Annotated in this window: 17 protein-coding genes; 10 read left to right on the top strand and 7 right to left on the bottom strand. The window is 37.2% G+C overall.

Going from position 1 to position 20,989, the window contains the following annotated elements:
• The first annotated feature begins 238 nt into the window (after positions 1-238).
• Complete coding sequence (locus AXY_RS10560) at positions 239-2,125, top strand: ABC-F family ATP-binding cassette domain-containing protein (protein WP_015010805.1); 1,887 nt, start codon at positions 239-241, stop codon at positions 2,123-2,125.
• Between the two features lie 64 nt (positions 2,126-2,189).
• Positions 2,190-3,425 (top strand): aminopeptidase, encoded by a 1,236-nt coding sequence (locus tag AXY_RS10555; protein ID WP_015010804.1) that lies wholly within the window; start codon positions 2,190-2,192, stop codon positions 3,423-3,425.
• A 76-nt stretch (positions 3,426-3,501) separates the two neighbouring features.
• On the opposite strand, the gene AXY_RS10550 is transcribed toward AXY_RS10555, so the two are convergent.
• The 3 genes from AXY_RS10550 to AXY_RS10540 all read right to left on the bottom strand — a co-directional run bounded on the left by AXY_RS10550 (position 3,502) and on the right by AXY_RS10540 (position 7,891).
• Positions 3,502-4,365 carry a helix-turn-helix domain-containing protein gene (locus AXY_RS10550; protein ID WP_015010803.1) on the bottom strand — a complete coding sequence of 288 codons (864 nt, stop codon included), beginning with the start codon at positions 4,363-4,365 and terminating at the stop codon, positions 3,502-3,504.
• Positions 4,366-4,927: 562 nt separating this feature from the next.
• On the bottom strand, positions 4,928-6,709 hold the full coding sequence (gene recQ / locus AXY_RS10545; RefSeq protein WP_015010802.1) for a DNA helicase RecQ: 1,782 nt from the start codon (positions 6,707-6,709) through the stop codon (positions 4,928-4,930).
• 108 nt (positions 6,710-6,817) lie between these two features.
• Positions 6,818-7,891 (bottom strand): AI-2E family transporter, encoded by a 1,074-nt coding sequence (locus tag AXY_RS10540; protein ID WP_015010801.1) that lies wholly within the window; start codon positions 7,889-7,891, stop codon positions 6,818-6,820.
• A gap of 206 nt (positions 7,892-8,097) precedes the next feature.
• Between AXY_RS10540 and AXY_RS10535 the strand changes: the two genes are divergently transcribed.
• Both AXY_RS10535 and AXY_RS12660 read left to right on the top strand, forming a co-directional pair.
• Positions 8,098-8,382 (top strand): YwdI family protein, encoded by a 285-nt coding sequence (locus AXY_RS10535; protein ID WP_051007538.1) that lies wholly within the window; start codon positions 8,098-8,100, stop codon positions 8,380-8,382.
• Positions 8,383-8,469: 87 nt separating this feature from the next.
• A protein-coding gene (locus tag AXY_RS12660; RefSeq protein WP_155835498.1) for an IS3 family transposase occupies positions 8,470-9,872 on the top strand; the annotation gives its coding sequence in 2 pieces (ribosomal slippage) (positions 8,470-8,941 and positions 8,941-9,872; 1,404 coding nt in all).
• An 89-nt stretch (positions 9,873-9,961) separates the two neighbouring features.
• On the opposite strand, the gene gerQ is transcribed toward AXY_RS12660, so the two are convergent.
• Together gerQ and AXY_RS10515 are read right to left on the bottom strand one after the other, a co-directional pair.
• Positions 9,962-10,408, bottom strand: a complete 447-nt coding sequence (gene gerQ / locus AXY_RS10520; RefSeq protein ID WP_015010797.1) for a spore coat protein GerQ — start codon at positions 10,406-10,408, stop codon at positions 9,962-9,964.
• A 27-nt stretch (positions 10,409-10,435) separates the two neighbouring features.
• On the bottom strand, positions 10,436-10,852 hold the full coding sequence (locus AXY_RS10515) for a cell wall hydrolase (RefSeq protein WP_015010796.1): 417 nt from the start codon (positions 10,850-10,852) through the stop codon (positions 10,436-10,438).
• Between the two features lie 269 nt (positions 10,853-11,121).
• Between AXY_RS10515 and pta the strand changes: the two genes are divergently transcribed.
• Positions 11,122-12,093, top strand: coding sequence for a phosphate acetyltransferase (pta, locus tag AXY_RS10510; protein ID WP_015010795.1), 972 nt, complete (start codon positions 11,122-11,124; stop codon positions 12,091-12,093).
• A 454-nt stretch (positions 12,094-12,547) separates the two neighbouring features.
• Here the strand turns inward: pta and AXY_RS10505 are convergent, their stop codons facing one another.
• A complete protein-coding gene (locus AXY_RS10505) occupies positions 12,548-13,396 on the bottom strand; it encodes a lipoate--protein ligase family protein (protein ID WP_015010794.1) in 849 nt (282 codons plus the stop codon).
• 86 nt (positions 13,397-13,482) lie between these two features.
• Here AXY_RS10505 and AXY_RS10500 point away from each other — a divergent pair, with 86 nt between their 5' ends.
• The gene (locus AXY_RS10500) at positions 13,483-14,778 is read left to right on the top strand and encodes an HD domain-containing protein (RefSeq protein ID WP_015010793.1); all 1,296 of its coding nucleotides are present in this window, start codon (positions 13,483-13,485) and stop codon (positions 14,776-14,778) included.
• A gap of 10 nt (positions 14,779-14,788) precedes the next feature.
• Complete coding sequence (locus AXY_RS10495; protein WP_015010792.1) at positions 14,789-15,289, top strand: YwgA family protein; 501 nt, start codon at positions 14,789-14,791, stop codon at positions 15,287-15,289.
• Positions 15,290-15,400: 111 nt separating this feature from the next.
• Here the strand turns inward: AXY_RS10495 and AXY_RS10490 are convergent, their stop codons facing one another.
• Positions 15,401-17,290, bottom strand: coding sequence for a transglycosylase domain-containing protein (locus AXY_RS10490; RefSeq protein WP_015010791.1), 1,890 nt, complete (start codon positions 17,288-17,290; stop codon positions 15,401-15,403).
• A 322-nt stretch (positions 17,291-17,612) separates the two neighbouring features.
• Between AXY_RS10490 and AXY_RS10485 the strand changes: the two genes are divergently transcribed.
• The 3 genes from AXY_RS10485 (at position 17,613) to AXY_RS10475 (ending at position 20,982) form a co-directional block, all read left to right on the top strand.
• Positions 17,613-18,050 (top strand): DUF1934 domain-containing protein, encoded by a 438-nt coding sequence (locus AXY_RS10485; RefSeq protein WP_015010790.1) that lies wholly within the window; start codon positions 17,613-17,615, stop codon positions 18,048-18,050.
• Complete coding sequence (gene argS / locus AXY_RS10480; protein WP_015010789.1) at positions 18,047-19,717, top strand: arginine--tRNA ligase; 1,671 nt, start codon at positions 18,047-18,049, stop codon at positions 19,715-19,717. The genes AXY_RS10485 and argS overlap by 4 nt, the downstream gene beginning before the upstream one ends.
• A 65-nt stretch (positions 19,718-19,782) precedes the next feature.
• The gene (locus AXY_RS10475) at positions 19,783-20,982 is read left to right on the top strand and encodes an MFS transporter (protein WP_015010788.1); all 1,200 of its coding nucleotides are present in this window, start codon (positions 19,783-19,785) and stop codon (positions 20,980-20,982) included.
• Positions 20,983-20,989: the final 7 nt, after the last annotated feature.

Below are 20,989 nucleotides of genomic sequence, written 5' to 3'. Positions count from 1 at the left end.
TGCATTTCCGCAAACTTGTGTGCATTTCCGCAAACTTGTGTGCATTTCCGCGAACTTGTGTGTATTTCTCGGAACTTGTGTGCATTTCCGCGAACTTGAGTGTATTTCGCAAAACTTGTGTGCATTTCGCAAAACTTGAGTGCATTTTCCCAAACGCGAAATTAAACGAACTAAAATACCAAATTTGTTCGATTATCTCGTCTGTATTATACTTACTAGTGTAGAAGTGGGGGATCGTATGATGGAGATTTTATCAATTGAAGGTTTAACCAAAACATATGGTGATAAATTACTATTTAATCAAATATCTTTTTCTATTCAAAATCGTGATCGGATTGGAATTGTCGGTGTCAATGGGACTGGAAAATCGACGCTATTAAAGGTGATTGCGGGAATTGAAGATCGTGACAATGGAACGCTCAATCATGCGCAAAACTTTAAGATTGCATATTTAGCTCAGGAGCCGAACCTTAATATAGATCGAACAGTTTTAGAAGAGGTTTTTTCTGGAGATTCTGATGTGATGATTGTTTTGCGTCAGTACGAGCAAGCATTAATTAATTTAAGTAAAAATCCGAATGATCCACAAGCTCAGGATGCATTTACAAAAATGCAAGCAAAAATGGATCAACAGGATGCGTGGGATGCCTCGACAACGGCAAAAACGATTTTGACAAAATTGGGCATACAGCAATTTGATCAAAAAATTAATACACTATCAGGTGGTCAGAAAAAACGAGTCGCATTAGCAAAAGCGCTTGTTCAACCAGCAGATTTACTGATCTTAGATGAACCGACAAACCATCTAGATCATGAATCGATTGAATGGTTAGAGAAATTTTTACCGACGTATCAAGGGGCTGTTATGCTTGTTACGCACGACCGCTATTTCCTGAATCGAGTGACGAATAAAATTTATGAACTTGACCTCGGTAATATCTATCAATATACAGGTAATTACGAAACATATTTAGAGAAAAAAGCTGAAAGAATTGAACTTGAAAAGCAAGATGAACAAAAACATGCAAATCTGTTGAGAAGTGAGATGGCTTGGTTAAAACGAGGCGCAAGAGCCAGATCAACAAAACAAAAAGCAAGAATCGAACGAATTAGCGAGATGCAAACTAAAACATTTATGACAGACCAGTCAGAACTTGAATTTGGTGTTGGCTCTACACGTTTAGGCAGAAAGGTGCTTGAGCTTCATGAAATTTCTAAAGCTTACGACACAAAACACCTAATTAATAATTTTTCATTTTTATTTAAACCAGGTGATCGAATTGGGATTGTCGGACCGAATGGTTCTGGGAAATCAACATTATTGAACATTATTGCCCAGAGAATTGAGCCAGATAACGGCGAGATAGAAACCGGACCAACTGTAAAATTTGGTTACTATGAACAAGATCATAGCGACATGGATGAAAATCTCAAAATCATTGAGTATATTAGAGAAACAGCTGAAGTCATTCATACTGACAAAAATGAAACGATCACGGCCGAGCAGATGCTCGAACGATTTTTATTCCCGCGCTCAAAACAGTGGACATATATTCATCGCCTATCAGGTGGGGAAAAGCGCCGACTTTATTTATTAAAAGTTTTAATGGAAGAGCCGAACGTTCTACTACTTGATGAGCCGACGAATGATTTAGATACTCAAACACTGTCTATTCTTGAAGATTATTTAGATCATTTTCCTGGTGTCGTGATTACAGTTTCCCACGATCGTTATTTCCTCGATCGTGTCGTCGAACAATTACTCGTCTTTAACGAGGCAGGAACGATCGATACATTCTATGGTAACTATAGTGAGTTTTTAGCACAACAAACTGAAACAAAAAGTGACCAGCCTAAGGAAAAAGCGAAGCCGAACCAGCCTCGGCCAAAGAAAAAACGTTTATCCTACCATGAGCAAAAGGAATGGGATACAATTGAGGATGAGATTGAAGCATTGGAGGAAGCAATTGAGACTGAGAAGCTTGCGGTAATAGAAGCAGGGGCAGATGCTGATTTGGTGCACAAGCACTATACGCGTCAGCTTGAACTGGAAGCGGAACTAGATGTCAAGCTTGAACGTTGGGAAGAGTTGTCACTTCTAGTAGAAGAGATTAATCAGAATTAGTTGTTTCATAATCCGAAATAAAAGATGTATAATAGGACTAGTAAAAAAATTGGAGGGTTTACAGATGGCAGATGTTAAGTTACAAGAAAAGTATGCTGAGCTTGCCTTAAGAACAGGCGTAAATTTACAAAAGGGACAAGCATTGATGATCAACTCATCAATTGAAGGTGTTGAATTTACACGAATCGTTGTCCGTAAAGCATATGAGCTTGGTGCGAAAACAGTATTAATTAATTGGCAAGATGATGAAATTTCATTACTTAAGTACCAAAATGAATCTGAGGAAGTTTTAACAGATGTACCACAATGGCAAGTAGATAAATATATGAGCTTTGCTAAAGATGGTGGCGCATTACTTTCAATCAGATCAACAAATCCTGATTTACTTAAAGATGTCGATCCGAAGAAAGTTGCTGCAGCATCAAAAGCAAGTGCTGAAGCGATGAAGGAATTTAGACAGTATACAATGAACGACCGCATTGCTTGGTCAATTATTTCAATTCCAACAGGCGACTGGTCACAAAAAATCTTCCCTGGTTTAGAAGCAGAAGAAGCAAAAGAAAAACTTTGGGAGCAAATTTTCAAGATTGTTCGTGTTGACCAAGACGATCCAATTAAAGCTTGGGAAGAGCATAATCAAACATTGAAAAATGCACATGCTATTTTGAATGAGAAAAAATATAAAGCATTAATCTTTAAAGCGCCAGGTACAGATATTACATTCGGTTTACCTGAGGGCCATATTTGGAAAGGTGGCGGGGCATATACAACTGATGGTCTGCATTTCAACCCAAATATGCCAACTGAGGAAGTTTTCACAGTACCGCATAAGTATGAAGTAAATGGTGTAGTAAGCAATACAAAGCCACTTGTATATAATGGTAATACAATTGATAACTTCAGTTTAACGTTCAAAGATGGAAAAGTTGTTGATTTTACAGCTGAGCAAGGTTATGAGACATTGAAAAACTTACTAGAAACTGATGAAGGAGCAAAACGTCTAGGAGAACTAGCACTTGTTCCAGATGCATCACCAATTTCTCAATCAGGCTTAATTTTCTACAACACATTATATGATGAGAATGCATCATGTCACGTGGCATTAGGAAAAGCTTATCCAACAAACCTTGAAGGTGGTTCAGAAATGTCTGATGAAGAATTAGACAAGCATGGTGTGAACGATAGTTTAACACACGTTGACTTCATGATTGGATCAGCTGAATTAGATATTGACGGCGTACTACCTGACGGATCAACAGAACCAGTATTCCGTAAAGGTGCATGGGCATTTGATATTTAATTTTTAATAAAAATAAAAGCGTTTTTGATCAAAGATACGATATGATCAAAAACGCTTTTTCATTTTGTAAGAGTTGTTATTTATTAGTCCCGAGTAGTCGTTCTTTCCACCGCTTAAACATTTTTGCAGTTGAATCCATCTTCAGTGTTTCCATAATATTGATGGTCATATTAATTTGCTCTAGACCTTCATCTTTTTTATAAACAATTTTATTAATCAGGCCATCGCACCAGAGCAATAACGTACGCGCAAACATTGAACGTTCTTCAATCTCTTGACTTTGAATCAGGCTATTAATTTCTTGTGCTTTAGAGTAAGATTTTTGCATTAAACACATGGCAATGATGTTAGTGGCAAGCATAATTTCTTCATTTGGAGTTTTATGAATTGACTTAGATCGAAGGTATGACTTATACATACGCTTGTATAAGGTTAAAATCGTATCAAGATCACCCAAACAAAATAGAGAATTATTAAAAAGCGAAACTTCATAGTATCCCCATTGCTCGCAATTCATTAAATAATCCTTTAATTGGCTAATCCATGTAGGATCAAAGGGTTCTTTTTTGATTGAGCAAAGATAAATCATGGCTAGATAATACAAATGTTGATATTTAATTTGCTGTGTTTTATTAAATTCATCTAATGTTAATTTTGCTATCGTCTCAAGCTGCTCATGATCTAATACTTGGAACGCTTTTATCATTCGTTTTCCCCATTGACTAAGCTTATCAGGAGCGAAGTTATTATGATATAACGAAAACTCTTCCATTGAAACGTTCAGGTTTTGGATGATTTGATAAAAGGTATCAGCTGATATTGATGATTTCCCTTGCTCGAATCGCCAGTAATTCCCATTATCAATTTCATTTCCGCAAATATACTTAAGCTTAATTCTTTTCATCTTTCGGATTCTTCTTACTGTTTCTCCTAACGACATAGATGCACCCCCTTAATAAATTCATAAGCAAGCTGTCTATTTCAATTTAGTCTACTCTTAATAAGAGTAAATAAATGTGTTTAATAATCAATAATCGACAAGTTTCAACTATTACTCTACCATTATATCACCGTTATGGAAGTAAATATATCTACTTTACTGCGTATTTACAGTAAAATAATTTGCATTTTGATAGTTATGCCATAATGAATCTGTCAGCTGATCAATGCAAAAAAAAAAAGCACACCGTTTTTTATCCATTAAAATACGCTCATGGATAAAAAATAAATGTGCTAAGCAAAAATTAATTATGATCCCTAATTTATATCTACAATCTAGTAACCACCAATTAACCATTCAGTCATGTTGGAAACCTCCCCTTTAATTGTTAAAATCCTATCTCTAGGTTATCCAACATGAAAAAACGTGTTATGTAATACTGTAAATTCACATAAAAGCGATGGTTATTTTAGGGAAAATTGCAAAAAAGCATTGATTAAGCACAAAAAAGTCACACGTTTTGATAAACGCGTGACTTTTTTGTGTTGAAAATATTTAATTTCTAGTTATTTGTGTGAACTTTAATAATGTCTAAAAATGCTTTTCCATATGAATCGTATTTCTTCAAACCAATTCCTTTAATCATTAGCATTTCTTCCTTGTTCTTAGGCAAGTAACGGCAAAGGTCTTTTAATGTTGCATCTGAAAAAACAACATAAGGTGGAATCTTTTCCTCTGTTGCAATTTGTTTACGTAACTCACGAAATCGTTCGAATAACTCTGGATCAAAATCCGTTTCTGCTACTTGTTGGATTTCTGTCTGACGCATCCACACCTGTTCTTTGTTTTTCAGAACATCAGCTGCTTTTTGTGTAAGCTGTAAAATAGGGAAGCGATCACTTCCTGTCGATAAATAGCCTTCTGCGACGAGGAAATGGATAAATTCAGTAATTTGCTTTTCGGTTCGCTCCTTCATTAATCCATAAGTAGATAATTGATCAAGCTCAAATTGTTTTATTTTTTTATCTTTTGAACCTTTCAGTACCTTGGCCGTTAAAGTAGCGCCAAATCGCTGTTCCATTCGCATCACACATGATAATACCATTTGAGCATCACGTGTGCGATCAACCTTTTCGCTTTGATCAGTACAATTTGTGCAGTGACCACAGTCATGATAAGGATTTTTCTCACCAAAGTAATCTAGAATATAGCAAGGTAGACATTTATCTGTATGACAATAATTTATCATCGCTCGTAGCTTTTTATACTCGAGTGCTTTCATTTCTTCATCTAATTCTGATTGCTCGATCAGAAATGATTGTAAGTGGCTGTCTTGACCTGAGAATAATAGAATACAGTTACTAACCTCACCATCACGCCCAGCGCGGCCCGCTTCTTGATAGTAGGCTTCAATATTCATTGGCAGACTGTAATGAATTACATAGCGCACGTTTGACTTATCAATCCCCATGCCAAACGCATTTGTTGCGACCATGATCTCGACTTGGTCATTAATAAACCGATTTTGCTCATTTCTCCGTACATCTTCAGCTAAACCAGCATGATAATAAGCAGCACGAAAACCTTCCTTAATTAATTTCGCATGGATCGACTCAACGAGCTTACGTGTTGGCGCATAAATAATCCCTGACTCTTGTCGATGCTGTGAAATATAATTGATTAAAAAATCTTGTTTGTTTTGTCCCTTTACAACATGAAAATGTAGATTATCACGGTAAAAACCAGTATTCACCACTGATTGATCATCAATTGACAGTAGACGCTGAATATCTTCGATGACTTCCTGAGTCGCGGTCGCAGTTAAGGCAAGTCGAAAAGGAATCTGGGTTAGTTGATTAATCGTATCTATTATTGAGCGGTAGCTCGGTCTGAAATCATGACCCCATTGTGAGATACAGTGGGCCTCGTCAAAGGCAATAAAGGAAATTTGAAGTTTGTTAATTGTGGTGAGAAAGAAGGGACTATCAAATCGTTCTGGAGCAACGTAGATTAAATCATAATATCCTTCACTTAACAAACGCATCCGTTCATTATATTCTTCGCTCGTTAAGCTACTATTAATATAAGTTGCCTTCACACCTAACGTATGTAAACTATCAACCTGATCCTTCATTAAGGAAATTAACGGTGAAATAATGATTGCCGTACCATCTAATAAAATTCCAGGTATTTGATAGCATAGTGACTTACCGCCACCCGTCGGCATAATTCCAAGCGTATTTTTTCCTTCAGATATGAGTGAAAGTAATTCTTTCTGCCCGGATCTGAAATCGGCATAACCAAAGTAATCTTGTAAAATTTTTTGAGCATCGATTAAACGCATTTTTAACCACCTTTCGTAAAAAACTTCCCCCTAAAAAGTTGGTGTGTGAAAGAGAACTTGTCCACACACCAACGATGGGAGATGTTCAGATTTGATTAGTTAAATCATTTACTCACCTTGTAGCTGGTGATGTTTTGTGTAAATTTGATAAAAGTGAATAACAATTGTCTTCGCAACCGCATAAGCAGGGACTGCAAATAAAATGCCTAAAAATCCACCGATAGCACCTGCAGCTAAGATCACTGTAATAACCGTTAACGGATGAAGTTTTAACACTTTACCCATAATATTCGGTGAAATTAAGCTGCTTTCTATTTGTTGGGCGACGATCATAATCACAGCAGTCCAAACGCCAACCATTGGATCTTGGAAGAAACCAACAAGAACAGCAGGTATTGCTGACAACCAAGGACCGATAAACGGAATTAAATTCATAAATAAACCAAATACCGCAAACATTAGCGCATAATTCAAGCCAACAATCCAATAACCAATCAGCAACATAATACCAACAGACAAGCTAACTAACAATTGCCCATGAATAAAAGAAGAAAGGACATCATTAATATTTGTTAATAATGTCTGCAGGCTCTTTGCTTTAGATTCACTTAAAAATCCAGTGACAAATGGAATAAATTTATGACCATCCTTCAACATGAAGAAAAGGAAAAATGGAATCATCACAAGCGCAACGATAAAACTTACAAATGAACCAATAAAGCTAAAAAGTGAGCCCACGATTTGCTCTGCATAAACATCAAAGTTATTAATTAAATTTTGAATCGAATCTTCCAATGAAGCAGGAATATAATCTTGACGATTTTCCCAAAAACTCCATAAATCTTCGAACCAAACGATGATTTGAGGGAATGAATCAACTAAACGCCCGAACTGATCTTGAATTGGTGGAATGATAAAATAAACACTAAAAAAACCAATCGCAATCATTAATAGAAAGACAATCACAATGCCTAGGACACGTTTAATTTTTAACCGCTCAAGCAAATTGACCAGTGGATTAGTTATGTAATAAAGTAGACCTGCACCAATAATCGGTACAGCAATAGAAGTAAGCAATAATCCAATCGGTTTAAAAATAAAAGCGGTCAAATGAATGAGATAAATAAGTGTAAAAATTAGTACAGCATACATTAAAACACGAAATGATTTCTTTCTCGTCACTTGCCTCAAACCTTTCCATTATCAACTAGCTTAATCATAGCACAAAACTGATGAAAAAAGGAATATTCTTGGTAATGAAAAATGGGTGAGATAATGAATCACGATACTGTGCAAGATCTGAATAATTAAGCTATAATAAATTAAACAGTCAAGATGACCATTTGTCAGATTAACTGTATCAACGACTTAACTGGGAGGAAAAGATGATGATAAGTCTAGAACAAGTCGTATTAAAAATGGCTGCAGAAATAGACCAAGCCAAACAAACGAAAGACCCGAATAAAATTAAGCAACATGCACGGGCAATTCAATTATTAGCTGATCTCATACTAGATGGGGAAGGCATGAGTCCATCGACGACAGAACAGCCGAGTCAATCAGCTTTTAATGAACATGAACTCCGTCAAATGATGGGGATGACTTCAACATCACCGCAAACACCTAAAAACGATTATGGACAATCCGATTCTAAATCAATCTTTGATTTTTAACAAAAAATAAAAATCCCCTCTAAAGTAGTTTTCTTTGCTGTGCACCCCTAAAGTTAGACCGAAAATCTAACCTTAGGGGTGTTTCTTATGGTGAAATATAATTTTGAATTTAAATTAGAAGTAGTAACTGCTTATTTAGCAGGTAAAGGAGGTTATAAATCATTAGCTAATCAATTTTCAATTTCTGATAAAAGCACTGTTAGAAAATGGGTTAAAGTTTATGAAACGATGGGTGAATCAGGTCTAAAAAGGAGAAAGTCACATAAAACTTATTCTGTTCAATTTAAGTTAGATGTTCTACAATATAAATTAAGAACAGAAGAGTCTTATCAAGATGTTGCCTTGAAGTTCAATATGCACAAACCATCGATTGTCGCCAATTGGATGCGTATTTGGAATAAAGAAGGCATTGATGGGCTCTCTAAACCAAAGGGGCGTCCTCCTATGTCAAAAAAGAAAAAGCAAAAGAAAAACGATAACACTTTAACTAGGGTACAACAGCTTGAACGAGAAATTGAATTACTTCGTGCGGAAAATGCTTACTTAAAAAAGCTCCGAGCTTCAGGAATAAATATTCCGAGCCGACTGCGAAAGTAGAATCTAGAATTATTCATGCTCTTCGTGAAGATTTTAAACTAGCAGTAATTCTTGAAGCGACAGGATTTCCAAAGGCTACGTACATGTATTGGCAAAAACGATTCAACGAATCGAATCCAGATGAAGAGATTGAACATCTAATTAAAGAAATATTCAAGGAAAACAACGGTAACTATGGTTACCGAAGAATTTGTATGGAGTTACGGAAATGTGGACACATCGTTAATCACAAGAAAGTTTTACGTATTATGAATAAACTTAATTTGACATGCACAAAATTCACGAGAAAATCAAGAAAATATAATTCATACAAAGGAACTGTCGGAAAGGTTGCTCAAAATCGAATTAACCGTAGATTCAATACACATATTCCTTATCAGAAAATAACAACTGATACAACAGAATTTAAATATTACACAAAAGATCAGAGCGGTAAAACCGTTATTAAGAAGGCGTATCTTGACCCTTTTTTAGATATGTTTAATGGTGAGATTTTATCATATAGATTATCCCAACGACCAAGTGCGAAAGCCATTTTAGATGCATTGAATGAGACAATCATAATAACTAAAGAGTGTCCTTATCGAACAACAATTCATACAGATCAAGGTTGGGGTTACCAAATGAAGGCTTTCCGCAAGCGATTAAAGGACAATGAAATATTTCAAAGTATGTCACGAAGAGGTAATTGTTTGGATAATTCTCCAATGGAGAATTTTTTTGGGTTAATGAAACAGGAGATGTATTATGGAGTTATATACGAATCATTTGAAGAGTTGAAACAAGCAGTTGATAAATACATTTATTATTATAATAATAGACGAATAAAAGTAAAATTGACTGGCATGAGTCCGGTTGAATACCGGAAACAAGCCAGCCAATTAGTAGCTTAAATATTAAGTTTAACTTTATGGGTTCAGTACACTTTCTTACTACGTTAGGGGGATTATTAGTAAACGACAAAAGTATGTCGTTTTATATTTTAGAATGCAGTTGGATACTCGTAATCAATACGCTCATCAAACGTAATGTAGTCTAAGTAAATCGTTAATAATAAGTAGCGCTTCTCTGTTTCTGGATCGCTAATAATGATATGGTCACGTCCAGCAGCTTCAATAACTCCTTTGAAAATCTTCGCATTCCAACGCTCATTATTTTCAAATGTCATATAAATAGTAGCAACGCGGCCACGATTCAAGCGTAAAATATTTTCTACATATGACTGCTCTAGTGGCAGCATTCCTTCACCTGATGGTGGTCCAACTGGTTGTGCAACAGGTTGTTGCATAAATGGTGGGAAACCAGGTTGAACTGGAAACGGCTGTCCCTGTTGCATTGGTGGTGGACCAAATGCTTGTGGTGGAACGAATGGCATTTGGAACATTCCTGGCATTGGCATTTGCTGACGCTGATCTTTTTCTTCACTCATTAAACTAACACTCCTTTTTATTAAGATTTAAATACGTGTACATACACTTTCAAGCGGTGAATAGAAACAATGTGATTTAAAACGACCGGAATTCCATTGGCCATACCACTGAGCAGGACAAGAGCCAGACGGCTTAAAAAACCATAATGACCTGTGAGCGGGATGAAACCTTTCACCACGGACGACGCGGCGAGCGAGATTTTTTTCGTGTTCTCTAGCGCGTTGGTAAAAATACCCTTTTTGTGTTGCTTCAAATCCACCGGGACTTTGAAAGACCATATCTTGAATCGAACGGATATTTCCAAAATCTAAGCAGTCATCAATGACTCGATTGATTCCGACGTTGCCAACCATTAACATGCCTAGGTCGCCTTCACCTTCGGCCTCTGCACGCATTAACCTTGCTAACAATTCAATATCTTTTTCTGTATGAGCAACAACCATCGATTCACCTCATTTCTAAAACGTCCTTCTGTAGCCATATTTATGTATCAACAATTGAAATTATGTTTTTTAACACAAGAATAGGGAAGATTAAAATATAGCGCACGTAAATAAGGGGGCATGGATTAAATTTCGAGGATAAATACATGCTTTGTTTCAGAAATTGTGATCAAAATAAGAAACTTTATTTTAAAATAAGCTTTAACTCTTTTAATTAAACAGAAAAAGTCGTATGATTATAACAGAATTATATTTTGGAGGTTTTTTTCATGAGTAATTTATTTGATACATTAAAAGAAAGATTAACTGGAAACACTAAGCGGATTGTTCTCCCTGAAGGTTCAGATGAGCGAATTTTACGAGCAGCAGCACAATTAGCTGGTGAGGGATTAGTTCAACCTGTATTAGTAGGTGTTCCAGAAGAAGTGAAACAGAAAGCTGCTGAATTAAACTTGAATTTTGATCAAGTAGAAATCTTAAATCCTGCTGACTACCCAGAATTCGATGCGATGGTTGCAAGCTTCGTAGAACGAAGAAAAGGAAAAGCAACAGAAGAGCAAGCACGTGAAATGCTATTAGATGAAAACTATTTTGGCACAATGCTTGTATATATGGATAAGGCAGATGGATTAGTAAGTGGTGCAGCACATTCAACAGCTGACACAGTTCGTCCAGCACTACAAATTATCAAAACAAAACCAGGCATTAAAAAGACTTCAGGTGTCTTCATTATGGTTCGTGAAGAAGAAAAATATGTTTTTGCAGACTGTGCAATTAACATTTCACCAGATAGCCAAGATTTAGCAGAAATTGCTATCGCATCAGCAGAAACAGCTAACTTATTTGGCATTGATCCACGTGTTGCAATGTTAAGCTTCTCAACAAAAGGTTCAGCTAAATCAGAAGAAACATTAAAAGTTGCTGAAGCAGTGAAAATTGCTAAAGAAATGAAGCCTGAATTAACATTAGATGGTGAATTCCAATTTGACGCTGCGTTTGTTCCAAGTGTAGCAGAAACAAAAGCACCTGATTCGGAGATTAAAGGGGATGCTAACGTATTTGTTTTCCCAGGACTAGAAGCGGGTAATATAGGATACAAAATTGCTCAACGTATGGGTAACTTTGATGCAGTTGGACCTATCCTACAAGGTCTGAACAAACCAGTTAACGACCTATCACGCGGCTGTAACACAGACGACGTTTACAAATTAGCAATCATTACAGCAGCACAAGCATTATAATAAAGAAGAAGCCGTTGGATTTTACTCCAACGGCTTTAAATTTTAATAAGTTCCGCTATATTTCACTGTTTTAAGAGATGAACTAGAGTGCATTTTCGAGAACTTGTGTGTATTTTCGAAAACTTGTGTGTATTTCTCGTAACTTGTGTGTATTCTCGCAAACTTGTGTGTATTTCCCGTAACTTGTGTGTATTCTCGCAAACTTGTGTGTATTCTCGCAAACTTGTGTGCATTTTCGAGAACTTGTGTGTATTTCCGCAAACTTGTGTGCATTTCGCAAAACTTGTGTGCATTTCCCGTAACTTGAGTGTATTTCACAAAACTTGAGCGCACCTCACCAATGATGAAAATAAAAATAGACAAACAAAAAGGGCTTCGAACAATTTACTTTTGTCCAGAGCCATTTTTTACATTTTTCCCGGCAAGTTTTTGTCCTAGCTTCTTTATTTTTTGATTAAGGCTCAAACAAATCTCCTAAAGCCTTTTGATTACGTTCAAGCATTAATTCACGTCGCTTCATAAACGTTACTTTTTCTGCATCGGTTAACTGATCATTAGTGATCTCTAATCCTGAATTAGTCAACAGCTCAACTAGCTTTGCGACAATATCATCAACTGAAATAGGTACATTTAAAATCGTCTCTAATGCTTCCATTACATCAGGATTAACATTAGGATAATTAAAGCGTGTCTCTTCACCTTGAATCCCGCGCTGGTAAAACTCACGAATTAATCGCGCCCGGCTTTGATGATCTGCAGTTACAGATAAGTATATTTGAATCGCAATCCCATTTCGAATTCGTCGTTGCGAGATACCAGCAAATTTTTTCCCGTCAATACTTAAATCATAGTCACCTGGACAATACGAGCCGACAACTTCAAATGCCTTAATTTGATCAGTCCAATCAGCGAGTAATGCTTTCATAAAGCTAACCATTTTTTCATAGCCTTCATGAATTCCAACTGAGCCTTGATCATTTATTAATAAACTTAAATTTAACACACCTTCATCTAGCGCAACGGCAAGACCACCAGAATTACGGACAATTGGTGGATAGCCTTGTTCCTTCAACCAACGAGAAGCCTCCAGCAAATGAGGCAAGCGCGAATCTGCGATACCAAGAACAACTGCATTTGGGTGAGTCCATAAGCGAACAATTGGTCCAGAATCACCTTTATGAATCGATTCTGCCAACGCATCATCAACCGCAAATGATTCCCACACCTTATACTCATCATTACGCTGATCGATTAATCGTATTTTTTTATCTAAAAAAATCCCCTGCCAAGTCTCCACGTACATCGTCATCTCCTCTTTAAGCTTGCACGAATCTATTATATAATGAAAAAAGAACATTAGCTAATTCGACAAAGACGGAGGATAACCAAATGACTTATTTAACCGCTCAACTCAGTGAAGAAAAAGTCTTTAAAGACCCTGTCCATAGTTACGTCCATGTTCGAGATCAAGTGATTTGGGACCTAATTGGGACGAGGGAATTTCAGCGTCTACGCCGGATTAAACAGCTTGGTACAACATACATCACATTTCACGGTGCAGAACATAGCCGCTTTAACCACTCACTTGGCGTCTACGAAATTATTCGCCGCATCTTAGAAAACTTTACAGAAGAACTGAATTGGGATCACGAGGAGCGTATGCTTTGTCTAACTGCCGCACTGCTTCATGATCTTGGCCACGGCCCATATTCCCATTGCTTTGAAAAAGTATTCGATCTCGATCATGAGCATTTTACCAAACAAATTATTCTCGGTAATACTGAAGTGAATCAAATTTTAACAAAGGTAAGTCGAGACTTTCCGAAAAAAGTAGCCGAGGTAATCAATAAAACCTATCACGATAAACTGATTGTTAGCTTGATCTCAAGCCAAATTGATGCAGATCGGATGGACTATCTCCAACGAGATGCATATTATACTGGTGTAAGCTATGGTCACTTTGATATGGCGCGTATTTTAAGAGTCATGCGTCCGCTAGATGATAAAATTGTGATTAAAGCTTCTGGCATGCATGCTGTTGAAGACTATATAATGAGTCGCTATCAAATGTACTGGCAAGTCTATTTCCATCCAGTAAGTCGAAGTGCTGAAGTGATTTTATCTAAAATTCTCCATCGAGTTAAGGCGCTCCATATTAATGGGTACCAATTTAAGCAAGAACCAACTCACTTTTATTCATTTTTCACAGGTGAGATCTCACTTGAGGACTATATAAAATTAGATGAGACGATTATGCTTTTCTATTTCCACGAATGGATCAATGAACAAGACGTGATTTTATCAGATTTATGCTCACGCTTTTTAGACCGGAAATTATTTAAATATACAAATTTCGATATGAAAGATGACATGGGAAAATTGCAAGAATTAAGACAATTGTTTGACCGGGTTGGAATTAACCCCGACTATTATTTGGTCATTGACTCATCATCAGATTTGCCGTATGATTTTTATCGCCCAGGAGAAGAAGGGGAGAGGCTACCGATTTACTTACAGCTGGAAAATGGTGAGCTGAAGGAATTGTCGGAGGCATCAGATATCGTTGAATCGATATCCGGAAAAAGACGGACAGATCATAAACTTTACTATCCAGCCGATATAATTAATAAACTCAAAGAGCATGAGGAAAAACATCGAATTCAAGCTTTATTAGGGATGAACTAGGAGTGACGATATGCTACTAAACCACGCACGTTTATTAAGATTTTTCACCGATGCAAATGAAGTCGTCGGTCGCAAGAAATTACAAAAGATGATCTATATCCTAAAAAAAATGGGTCTACCTTTTAATGAGAAATACGGATTTCACTTTTATGGCCCGTATTCTGAGGAATTGACACTCAGAATTGAAGAGCTTTGCAATTTAGGCTTCTTAACAGAGAAAGAGGAAAAAAAGGAAAATTATATTCAATATCATTACATCCTTAATGATGCAGGCAAGCAATTTCTCGATCAAGCTCCAGATGATTTGCCAGCTTGTCGTGATCTGATAGAGCAATTAAACAATCAATCAGCACGATTTTTAGAATTAATTGCCACGATGCTATTTTTCGATGACTTAACACGCCTAGAAGTCGAACAAAAGGTGAGCGAGGTCAAAGCAAAAGCCAATTACAAACAAGAGGAATTTGCTGAAGCATGGACATTTATTGAACAATTGAAGCAATTGCATTAAGTTTAAAATGATATTAACTAGCAGATAAGATTACTGCGAATACCAAATAATATGCTAAACCGCAGACACAAAAAAGCGTGATGCAAGGATCACGCTCTTTGGATTCAAATCTCAATGATAATCACAATAACCTATTGGTTCTGTTCCTTTAATGAAAAACATTAATCGACTAACAGAACAGTGTTGGTTTGATAATAGACCTGTCTGCGGGTCTACATATGCAGCAACAATACCAGGTGGAGCAATAAAACTATTGCTCTGCTTATTTTTATGCCCCGCTTCCATTGCATCACGCCAAATTAGCTTTGCTGCTTGATTTGAATTGACTGGTGAATTGTCATCATAGCCTGTCCAAACACCGACAATTAGATCTGGACTATAACCAATCATCCAATTATCAGTCGTCGTTGAGCCACTTTTTCCCGCATAATCACCTGTTAAGTCACCGCTAATTGAACCACCTGTTACCGCAAGATAGTCAGATAAATTCGGATCAAACATCCCTGTCAGTAACTGATTTAAAATAAATGTAATCCGCTCATCCAACACCTGCTCACCTAAATCGAACGACCGTTTATATATGACCTGATCATTTGGATCGAGAATTTTTTCTAAAATATACGGCTTAACTTCGTGACCACCATTAGCAAAATGACTATAGGCAGTCACCATTTCTACTACGCTAAGTGATGCCGTTCCAAGTGCGAGTGCAGGAACAGGCTCTAATTCACTCGTAATCCCAAGAGATCGTGTGCGTTCAATCACTTTTTCAGGCGTTAAGAAAAGATGTGTTTTCACAGCGTAAATATTGTCACTAACCGCAAGCGCTTGAGCGAGCGTGACTGTATCCTCAGCATATCGCTCGTTAAAATTTTTCGGTGAATATGAGTTGTTATCATTAAAAATAAATGTCGTCGGTTCACTCATTAATGGCGTCGCAGCTGTAAAACCATTTTCAAGTGCAGTATAGTAGATAAATGGCTTAAACGTTGACCCGACCATGCGTTTAGCCTGTGTTGCACGATTAAATGGGCTGAGCTGATAATCTGTTCCTCCGATAAGTGCCTTGATAGCTCCGGTAGCAGGATGAGCCATCATCGCACCGACCTGCAGATCACCAATATGATTTTCGACAGATTGATTCAATGCTTGCTGTTCCTCTAGTTGAATCGTTGTTTGTAGCTTGAAACCAGGCGGAACGGGGTGCCCTAAAATGCTAGTTGCTTCTTTTATCGCAAGATCTGCAATATAACCAAATTGCGAATCCCGCTTCGAGTCTGCGACAATATTAAGTACCTCAGTCCGGGCCAGTAGCGCTTCTGTTTCGTTAATTAAGCCACCGGTATAAAGTAGATTAAGGATTTTCTCTTGCTGCTTCTTTGCCGTCTCAAAATGATTGATTGGTGAGTTTCCATTTGGTCGGTTCGGAATCGCGACAAGCATTGCAATCTCAGCCAGTGATAATTCTGTTGTCGGTTTATTAAAATAAAATTGACTCGCAGTCTCAACGCCATAAATCCCATGACCAAAATAGATTGTATTCAAGTATCCTTCTAGTAGCTTATCTTTATCGTAATGATACTCTAATCGTATCGTATAGAATGCCTCTTTAATTTTCCTATCCCAAGTTTTTTCGTGCGTTAAGAATAGATTGCGCGCATATTGTTGAGAAATCGTACTAGCCCCCTCAGTTAAATTGCCGCGTTGAATATTTTTTAAAATCGCTCCAGCAATTCTTTTCAAATCAAAACCACCATGATGATAAAAGTGTTGATCCTCAATCTCAATGGTTGCTTTGATTAGGAATGGGTTAATTTGATCAAGTGATCGCCAGATTCGATTACCATCGCTATACATCGTGCCAAGCTCTTCGCCCTCAGCTGTTAAAATTGTTATCGGCTGCTCATTTAATTGTGGTGGACCTAAGAAATGAATCGTTAAAATAAAACTAATGAGTCCAACTGCAGAAATAAGGACAAACCAGACTGCAACTCTTTTCATAATCGTCACCTCCTGCTAGTCAGTATCACTTTTTTTGTAAAAAATTAAACATCTAAAAAGAAATGGGTGATAAAAATTCCACTAACACCCATTTCGAGTGCGTTCGCTCTCAAATTTGAGATTTCGCACTATTTGCTAGTGCGTTCGCACCCAATCTTAAAATTTCGCTCTACCTTATAGTGCGTTCGCACCCAAATTGGAAAATATTAAAAAACCGCTCCAAATAAAATTTAACTAAAATATAAAATTCAACAAAAGTTACTTGAGTTTCTCATTAAACATTTCTATACTTAGGAATACTAATAGTTTTAAGGATGGTTTCATGCGGCTAGGAAAATTTTTTGTTAAAATTAATTTACAGACTGAAATTGATGATGGTCACGATTGCCAGCAGACGTTAGTTGATGCTAAGGGTGAATTAATTCAAACCGAGAGGCAAACGGTGATCAGATTTAATGAGGTTATTGATCAGCAGCCTGATGTTGCAACGATGGTGACGATTAAGTCAGATCAGATTGCGATTAAACGTTCAGGTGGAGTGGAAATGGTTCAGCAATTCCGTCCAAAACAAATTACTGAAACAATTTATCGTCATCAATTTGGTTCAATTCGAATGGAAACACAAACGCAAGATTTCTATTATCGACCGATGACAGCGAACGGCTCTGCCGAATTAAAATTAAACTATAGAACAAAATTGGATGGGGAAGAGGAACGAACACACAAACTCTTACTCACAATCAAGGAGGACAATCAATGACAATCGTACAAAAGATGCAAGACGAGCTTAAAACAGAGATTAAATCAGCGATTCTAAAAGCAGAGCTTGCAACTGAAGAACAAATTCCAGCGATTATTTTAGAAAAGCCAAAGGAGAAGGCTCATGGTGACTACGCAACGAATATCGCGATGCAATTAGCACGTGTAGCGAAAAAAGCACCTCGTCAAATCGCAGAGCAACTGGTAGAACAGCTAGATCTTGAAAAAGCATCAATTACAAAAGTGGAGATTGCTGGACCAGGATTTATTAATTTCTTTATGGATAACAGCTATTTAACAAAGCTTGTGCCATTAATTTTAGAGCAACAAGATCAATATGGTCGGACAAACACTGGAAAAGGTGAAAAGGTTCAAATTGAATTTGTTTCAGCCAACCCAACAGGCGATCTGCATTTAGGTCATGCTCGTGGTGCTTCAGTCGGAGACACAACAGCTAATCTATTAGACACTGCCGGCTACCAAGTTGAGCGAGAGTTTTATATTAATGATGCAGGTAATCAAATTAATAATCTTGCACTATCGATTGAAGCGCGCTATTTACAAGCACTTGGCCATGATGTGCCAATGCCAGAGGATGGCTATCATGGAAAGGATATTATTGATATTGCCAATGAATTAGTTGAAAAATATCAAGAAAAATTTATTGAGCAGGATGAAACAGAGCGCCGTGCATTTTTCCGTGAATATGGCTTGAAGTTTGAATTAGCTAAACTGAAGCAAGACCTCGCTGATTTCCGTGTTAACTTTGACAATTGGTTTTCAGAGACTTCTCTATATGAAGAAGATAAAATTGTACCTGCATTAAATCTGTTAACGGAAAAAGGTTACACATATGAAGACGGTGGTGCTACTTGGTTTAGAACGACAGATTTTGGCGATGACAAAGACCGAGTTCTAATCAAAAATGATGGCACATATACGTACCTAACACCAGATATTGCTTACCATAAAAATAAACTTGACCGTGGCTTTGATAAGTTAATTAACTTCTGGGGCGCTGACCACCATGGCTACATCGCACGTATGAAAGCAGCAATTCAAGCACTTGGTTATGATCAAGATACGCTTGAGGTTGAAATCATTCAAATGGTAAACCTATTTGAAAACGGTGAGAAGGTTAAGATGAGTAAACGGACAGGTAAAGCTGTTACGTTAAGAGAGCTGATGGAAGAGGTCGGTATCGATGCGATGCGTTATTTCTTCGTTATGCGCTCAAGTGATGCACACTTAGATTTCGATATGGATCTAGCAAAATCACAATCAAATGAAAACCCAGTCTATTACGTACAATATGCACATGCTCGTATCTGTACATTACTAAAACAAGCAGCTGAAAAAGGCTTTGAAATAGACTTGACTCAGTTAAAAGATCATCTAATGACTGAAAAAGCAGAGGATTTATTAAAACAATTAGGTGATTTCCCACAAGTGATTGCTGATGCTGCTAAAGATCGTGCACCACACAGAATGACTCAGTATATTTTTGACCTTGCTTCATTGTTACACAGCTATTATAATGCTGAAAAAGTACTTGACTCAGACAACCCTGAGAAAACAAAAGCACGCCTTGCATTAATGGAAGCAGTCAAAGTTACTATTGCCAATGGATTAAAAATTCTTGGTGTTCATGCACCAGACCATATGTAAACAGACGAAAACCGAGCTTGGCTCGGTTTTTTACTGACAATAAAATAATCTAACGAGGTAAACGAATGACAACATTATTACTACTGATCATCTATTTAGCTTTCATTAGCTTAGGATTACCTGATGCTTTACTCGGGACAGCTTGGCCTGTCATGCAACTAGAACTTGATTTGCCGATGGAAGTCGCCGGCGTCTTATCTATGACAATCACATCTGGCACAATTATTTCTAGCTTAGCAAGTGGGCGTTTACTAAAGAGATATGGTACAGGCAAAGTAACTTTTATCAGTGTGCTGATGACTGCCGCTGCTTTGCTTGGATTTTACTTGGCACCATCTCTAATTTGGTTAATCATCTGTGCAATTCCACTTGGTCTTGGCGCAGGTGCAGTTGATACGGGATTAAATGATTACGTTGCCATTAACTATGAAGCGCGTCACATGAGCTGGCTTCATAGCTTTTGGGGTGTTGGTGCTTCACTTAGTCCAATCATCATGTCGCAATTTATTCTTCAAGGTCATGCTTGGCGCGAAGGCTATTTAACGATTTCGATTATCCAATTTGCACTTGTAGCGATACTTTTCTTAAGCATCCCTTTATGGAGTAAAGTCGCAGCAACAGAAGAAAGTCAATTAAATCAAGCGATTGAAGCAGAAGCAACAGCATCAAAAACTGCAACAAAACCGCTACAAGTAAAGGGTGTAAAATATGCACTATTAACATTTTTATTTTACTGTGGAATTGAAGCGGGTGTCGGCCTTTGGGGGAGTAGCTTTTTAGTTAATATTAAAAACTTTGATCCTGCAATTGCTGCTCGCTGGGTATCATTTTATTATGGTGGTATTACAATAGGCCGTTTTATAACGGGTTTTATTACATTCAAAATGTCAAACAAAGCACTGATACGAACTGGTCAAATGACTGCACTAATCGGTACGATCCTGCTATTTTTACCATTGCCACAAATATTTTTAATGAGTAGCTTTGTGATTATCGGACTTGGACTGGCACCAATTTTCCCTTGTATGATTCATGAGACACCAGCAAACTTCGGTAAACAGCATTCACAAGTATTAATTGGTTATCAAATGGCAGCAGCTTACACTGGGACGACATTTGTCCCGCCGTTAATTGGTCTATTTGCAGGTCAGCTTACGATCGCAATCTTCCCACCAATTGCAATTCTTTTAGTAGCAGGAATGTTGTTTAGCTCAGAAAAATTAAATCAAATCAACAGCGTAAAATCAAAACAACTTAGTATGTAACAAATTT

Origin of the sequence: Amphibacillus xylanus NBRC 15112, from assembly GCF_000307165.1 — a bacterium.
Classification (GTDB): domain Bacteria; phylum Bacillota; class Bacilli; order Bacillales; family Amphibacillaceae; genus Amphibacillus; species Amphibacillus xylanus.
This window is presented reverse-complemented; position numbering and strand designations above follow the sequence as displayed.

Coding starts and splice junctions, on each gene's coding strand:
- AXY_RS10560 (WP_015010805.1), top strand. CDS start 239: ATGATGGAGATTTTATCAATTGAAGGTTTAACCAAAACATATGGTGAT.
- AXY_RS10555 (WP_015010804.1), top strand. CDS start 2,190: ATGGCAGATGTTAAGTTACAAGAAAAGTATGCTGAGCTTGCCTTAAGA.
- AXY_RS10550 (WP_015010803.1), bottom strand. CDS start 4,365: ATGTCGTTAGGAGAAACAGTAAGAAGAATCCGAAAGATGAAAAGAATT.
- recQ (WP_015010802.1), bottom strand. CDS start 6,709: ATGCGTTTAATCGATGCTCAAAAAATTTTACAAGATTACTTTGGTTAT.
- AXY_RS10535 (WP_051007538.1), top strand. CDS start 8,098: ATGATAAGTCTAGAACAAGTCGTATTAAAAATGGCTGCAGAAATAGAC.
- gerQ (WP_015010797.1), bottom strand. CDS start 10,408: ATGAGTGAAGAAAAAGATCAGCGTCAGCAAATGCCAATGCCAGGAATG.
- AXY_RS10515 (WP_015010796.1), bottom strand. CDS start 10,852: ATGGTTGTTGCTCATACAGAAAAAGATATTGAATTGTTAGCAAGGTTA.
- pta (WP_015010795.1), top strand. CDS start 11,122: ATGAGTAATTTATTTGATACATTAAAAGAAAGATTAACTGGAAACACT.
- AXY_RS10505 (WP_015010794.1), bottom strand. CDS start 13,396: ATGTACGTGGAGACTTGGCAGGGGATTTTTTTAGATAAAAAAATACGA.
- AXY_RS10500 (WP_015010793.1), top strand. CDS start 13,483: ATGACTTATTTAACCGCTCAACTCAGTGAAGAAAAAGTCTTTAAAGAC.
- AXY_RS10495 (WP_015010792.1), top strand. CDS start 14,789: ATGCTACTAAACCACGCACGTTTATTAAGATTTTTCACCGATGCAAAT.
- AXY_RS10490 (WP_015010791.1), bottom strand. CDS start 17,290: ATGAAAAGAGTTGCAGTCTGGTTTGTCCTTATTTCTGCAGTTGGACTC.
- AXY_RS10485 (WP_015010790.1), top strand. CDS start 17,613: ATGCGGCTAGGAAAATTTTTTGTTAAAATTAATTTACAGACTGAAATT.
- argS (WP_015010789.1), top strand. CDS start 18,047: ATGACAATCGTACAAAAGATGCAAGACGAGCTTAAAACAGAGATTAAA.
- AXY_RS10475 (WP_015010788.1), top strand. CDS start 19,783: ATGACAACATTATTACTACTGATCATCTATTTAGCTTTCATTAGCTTA.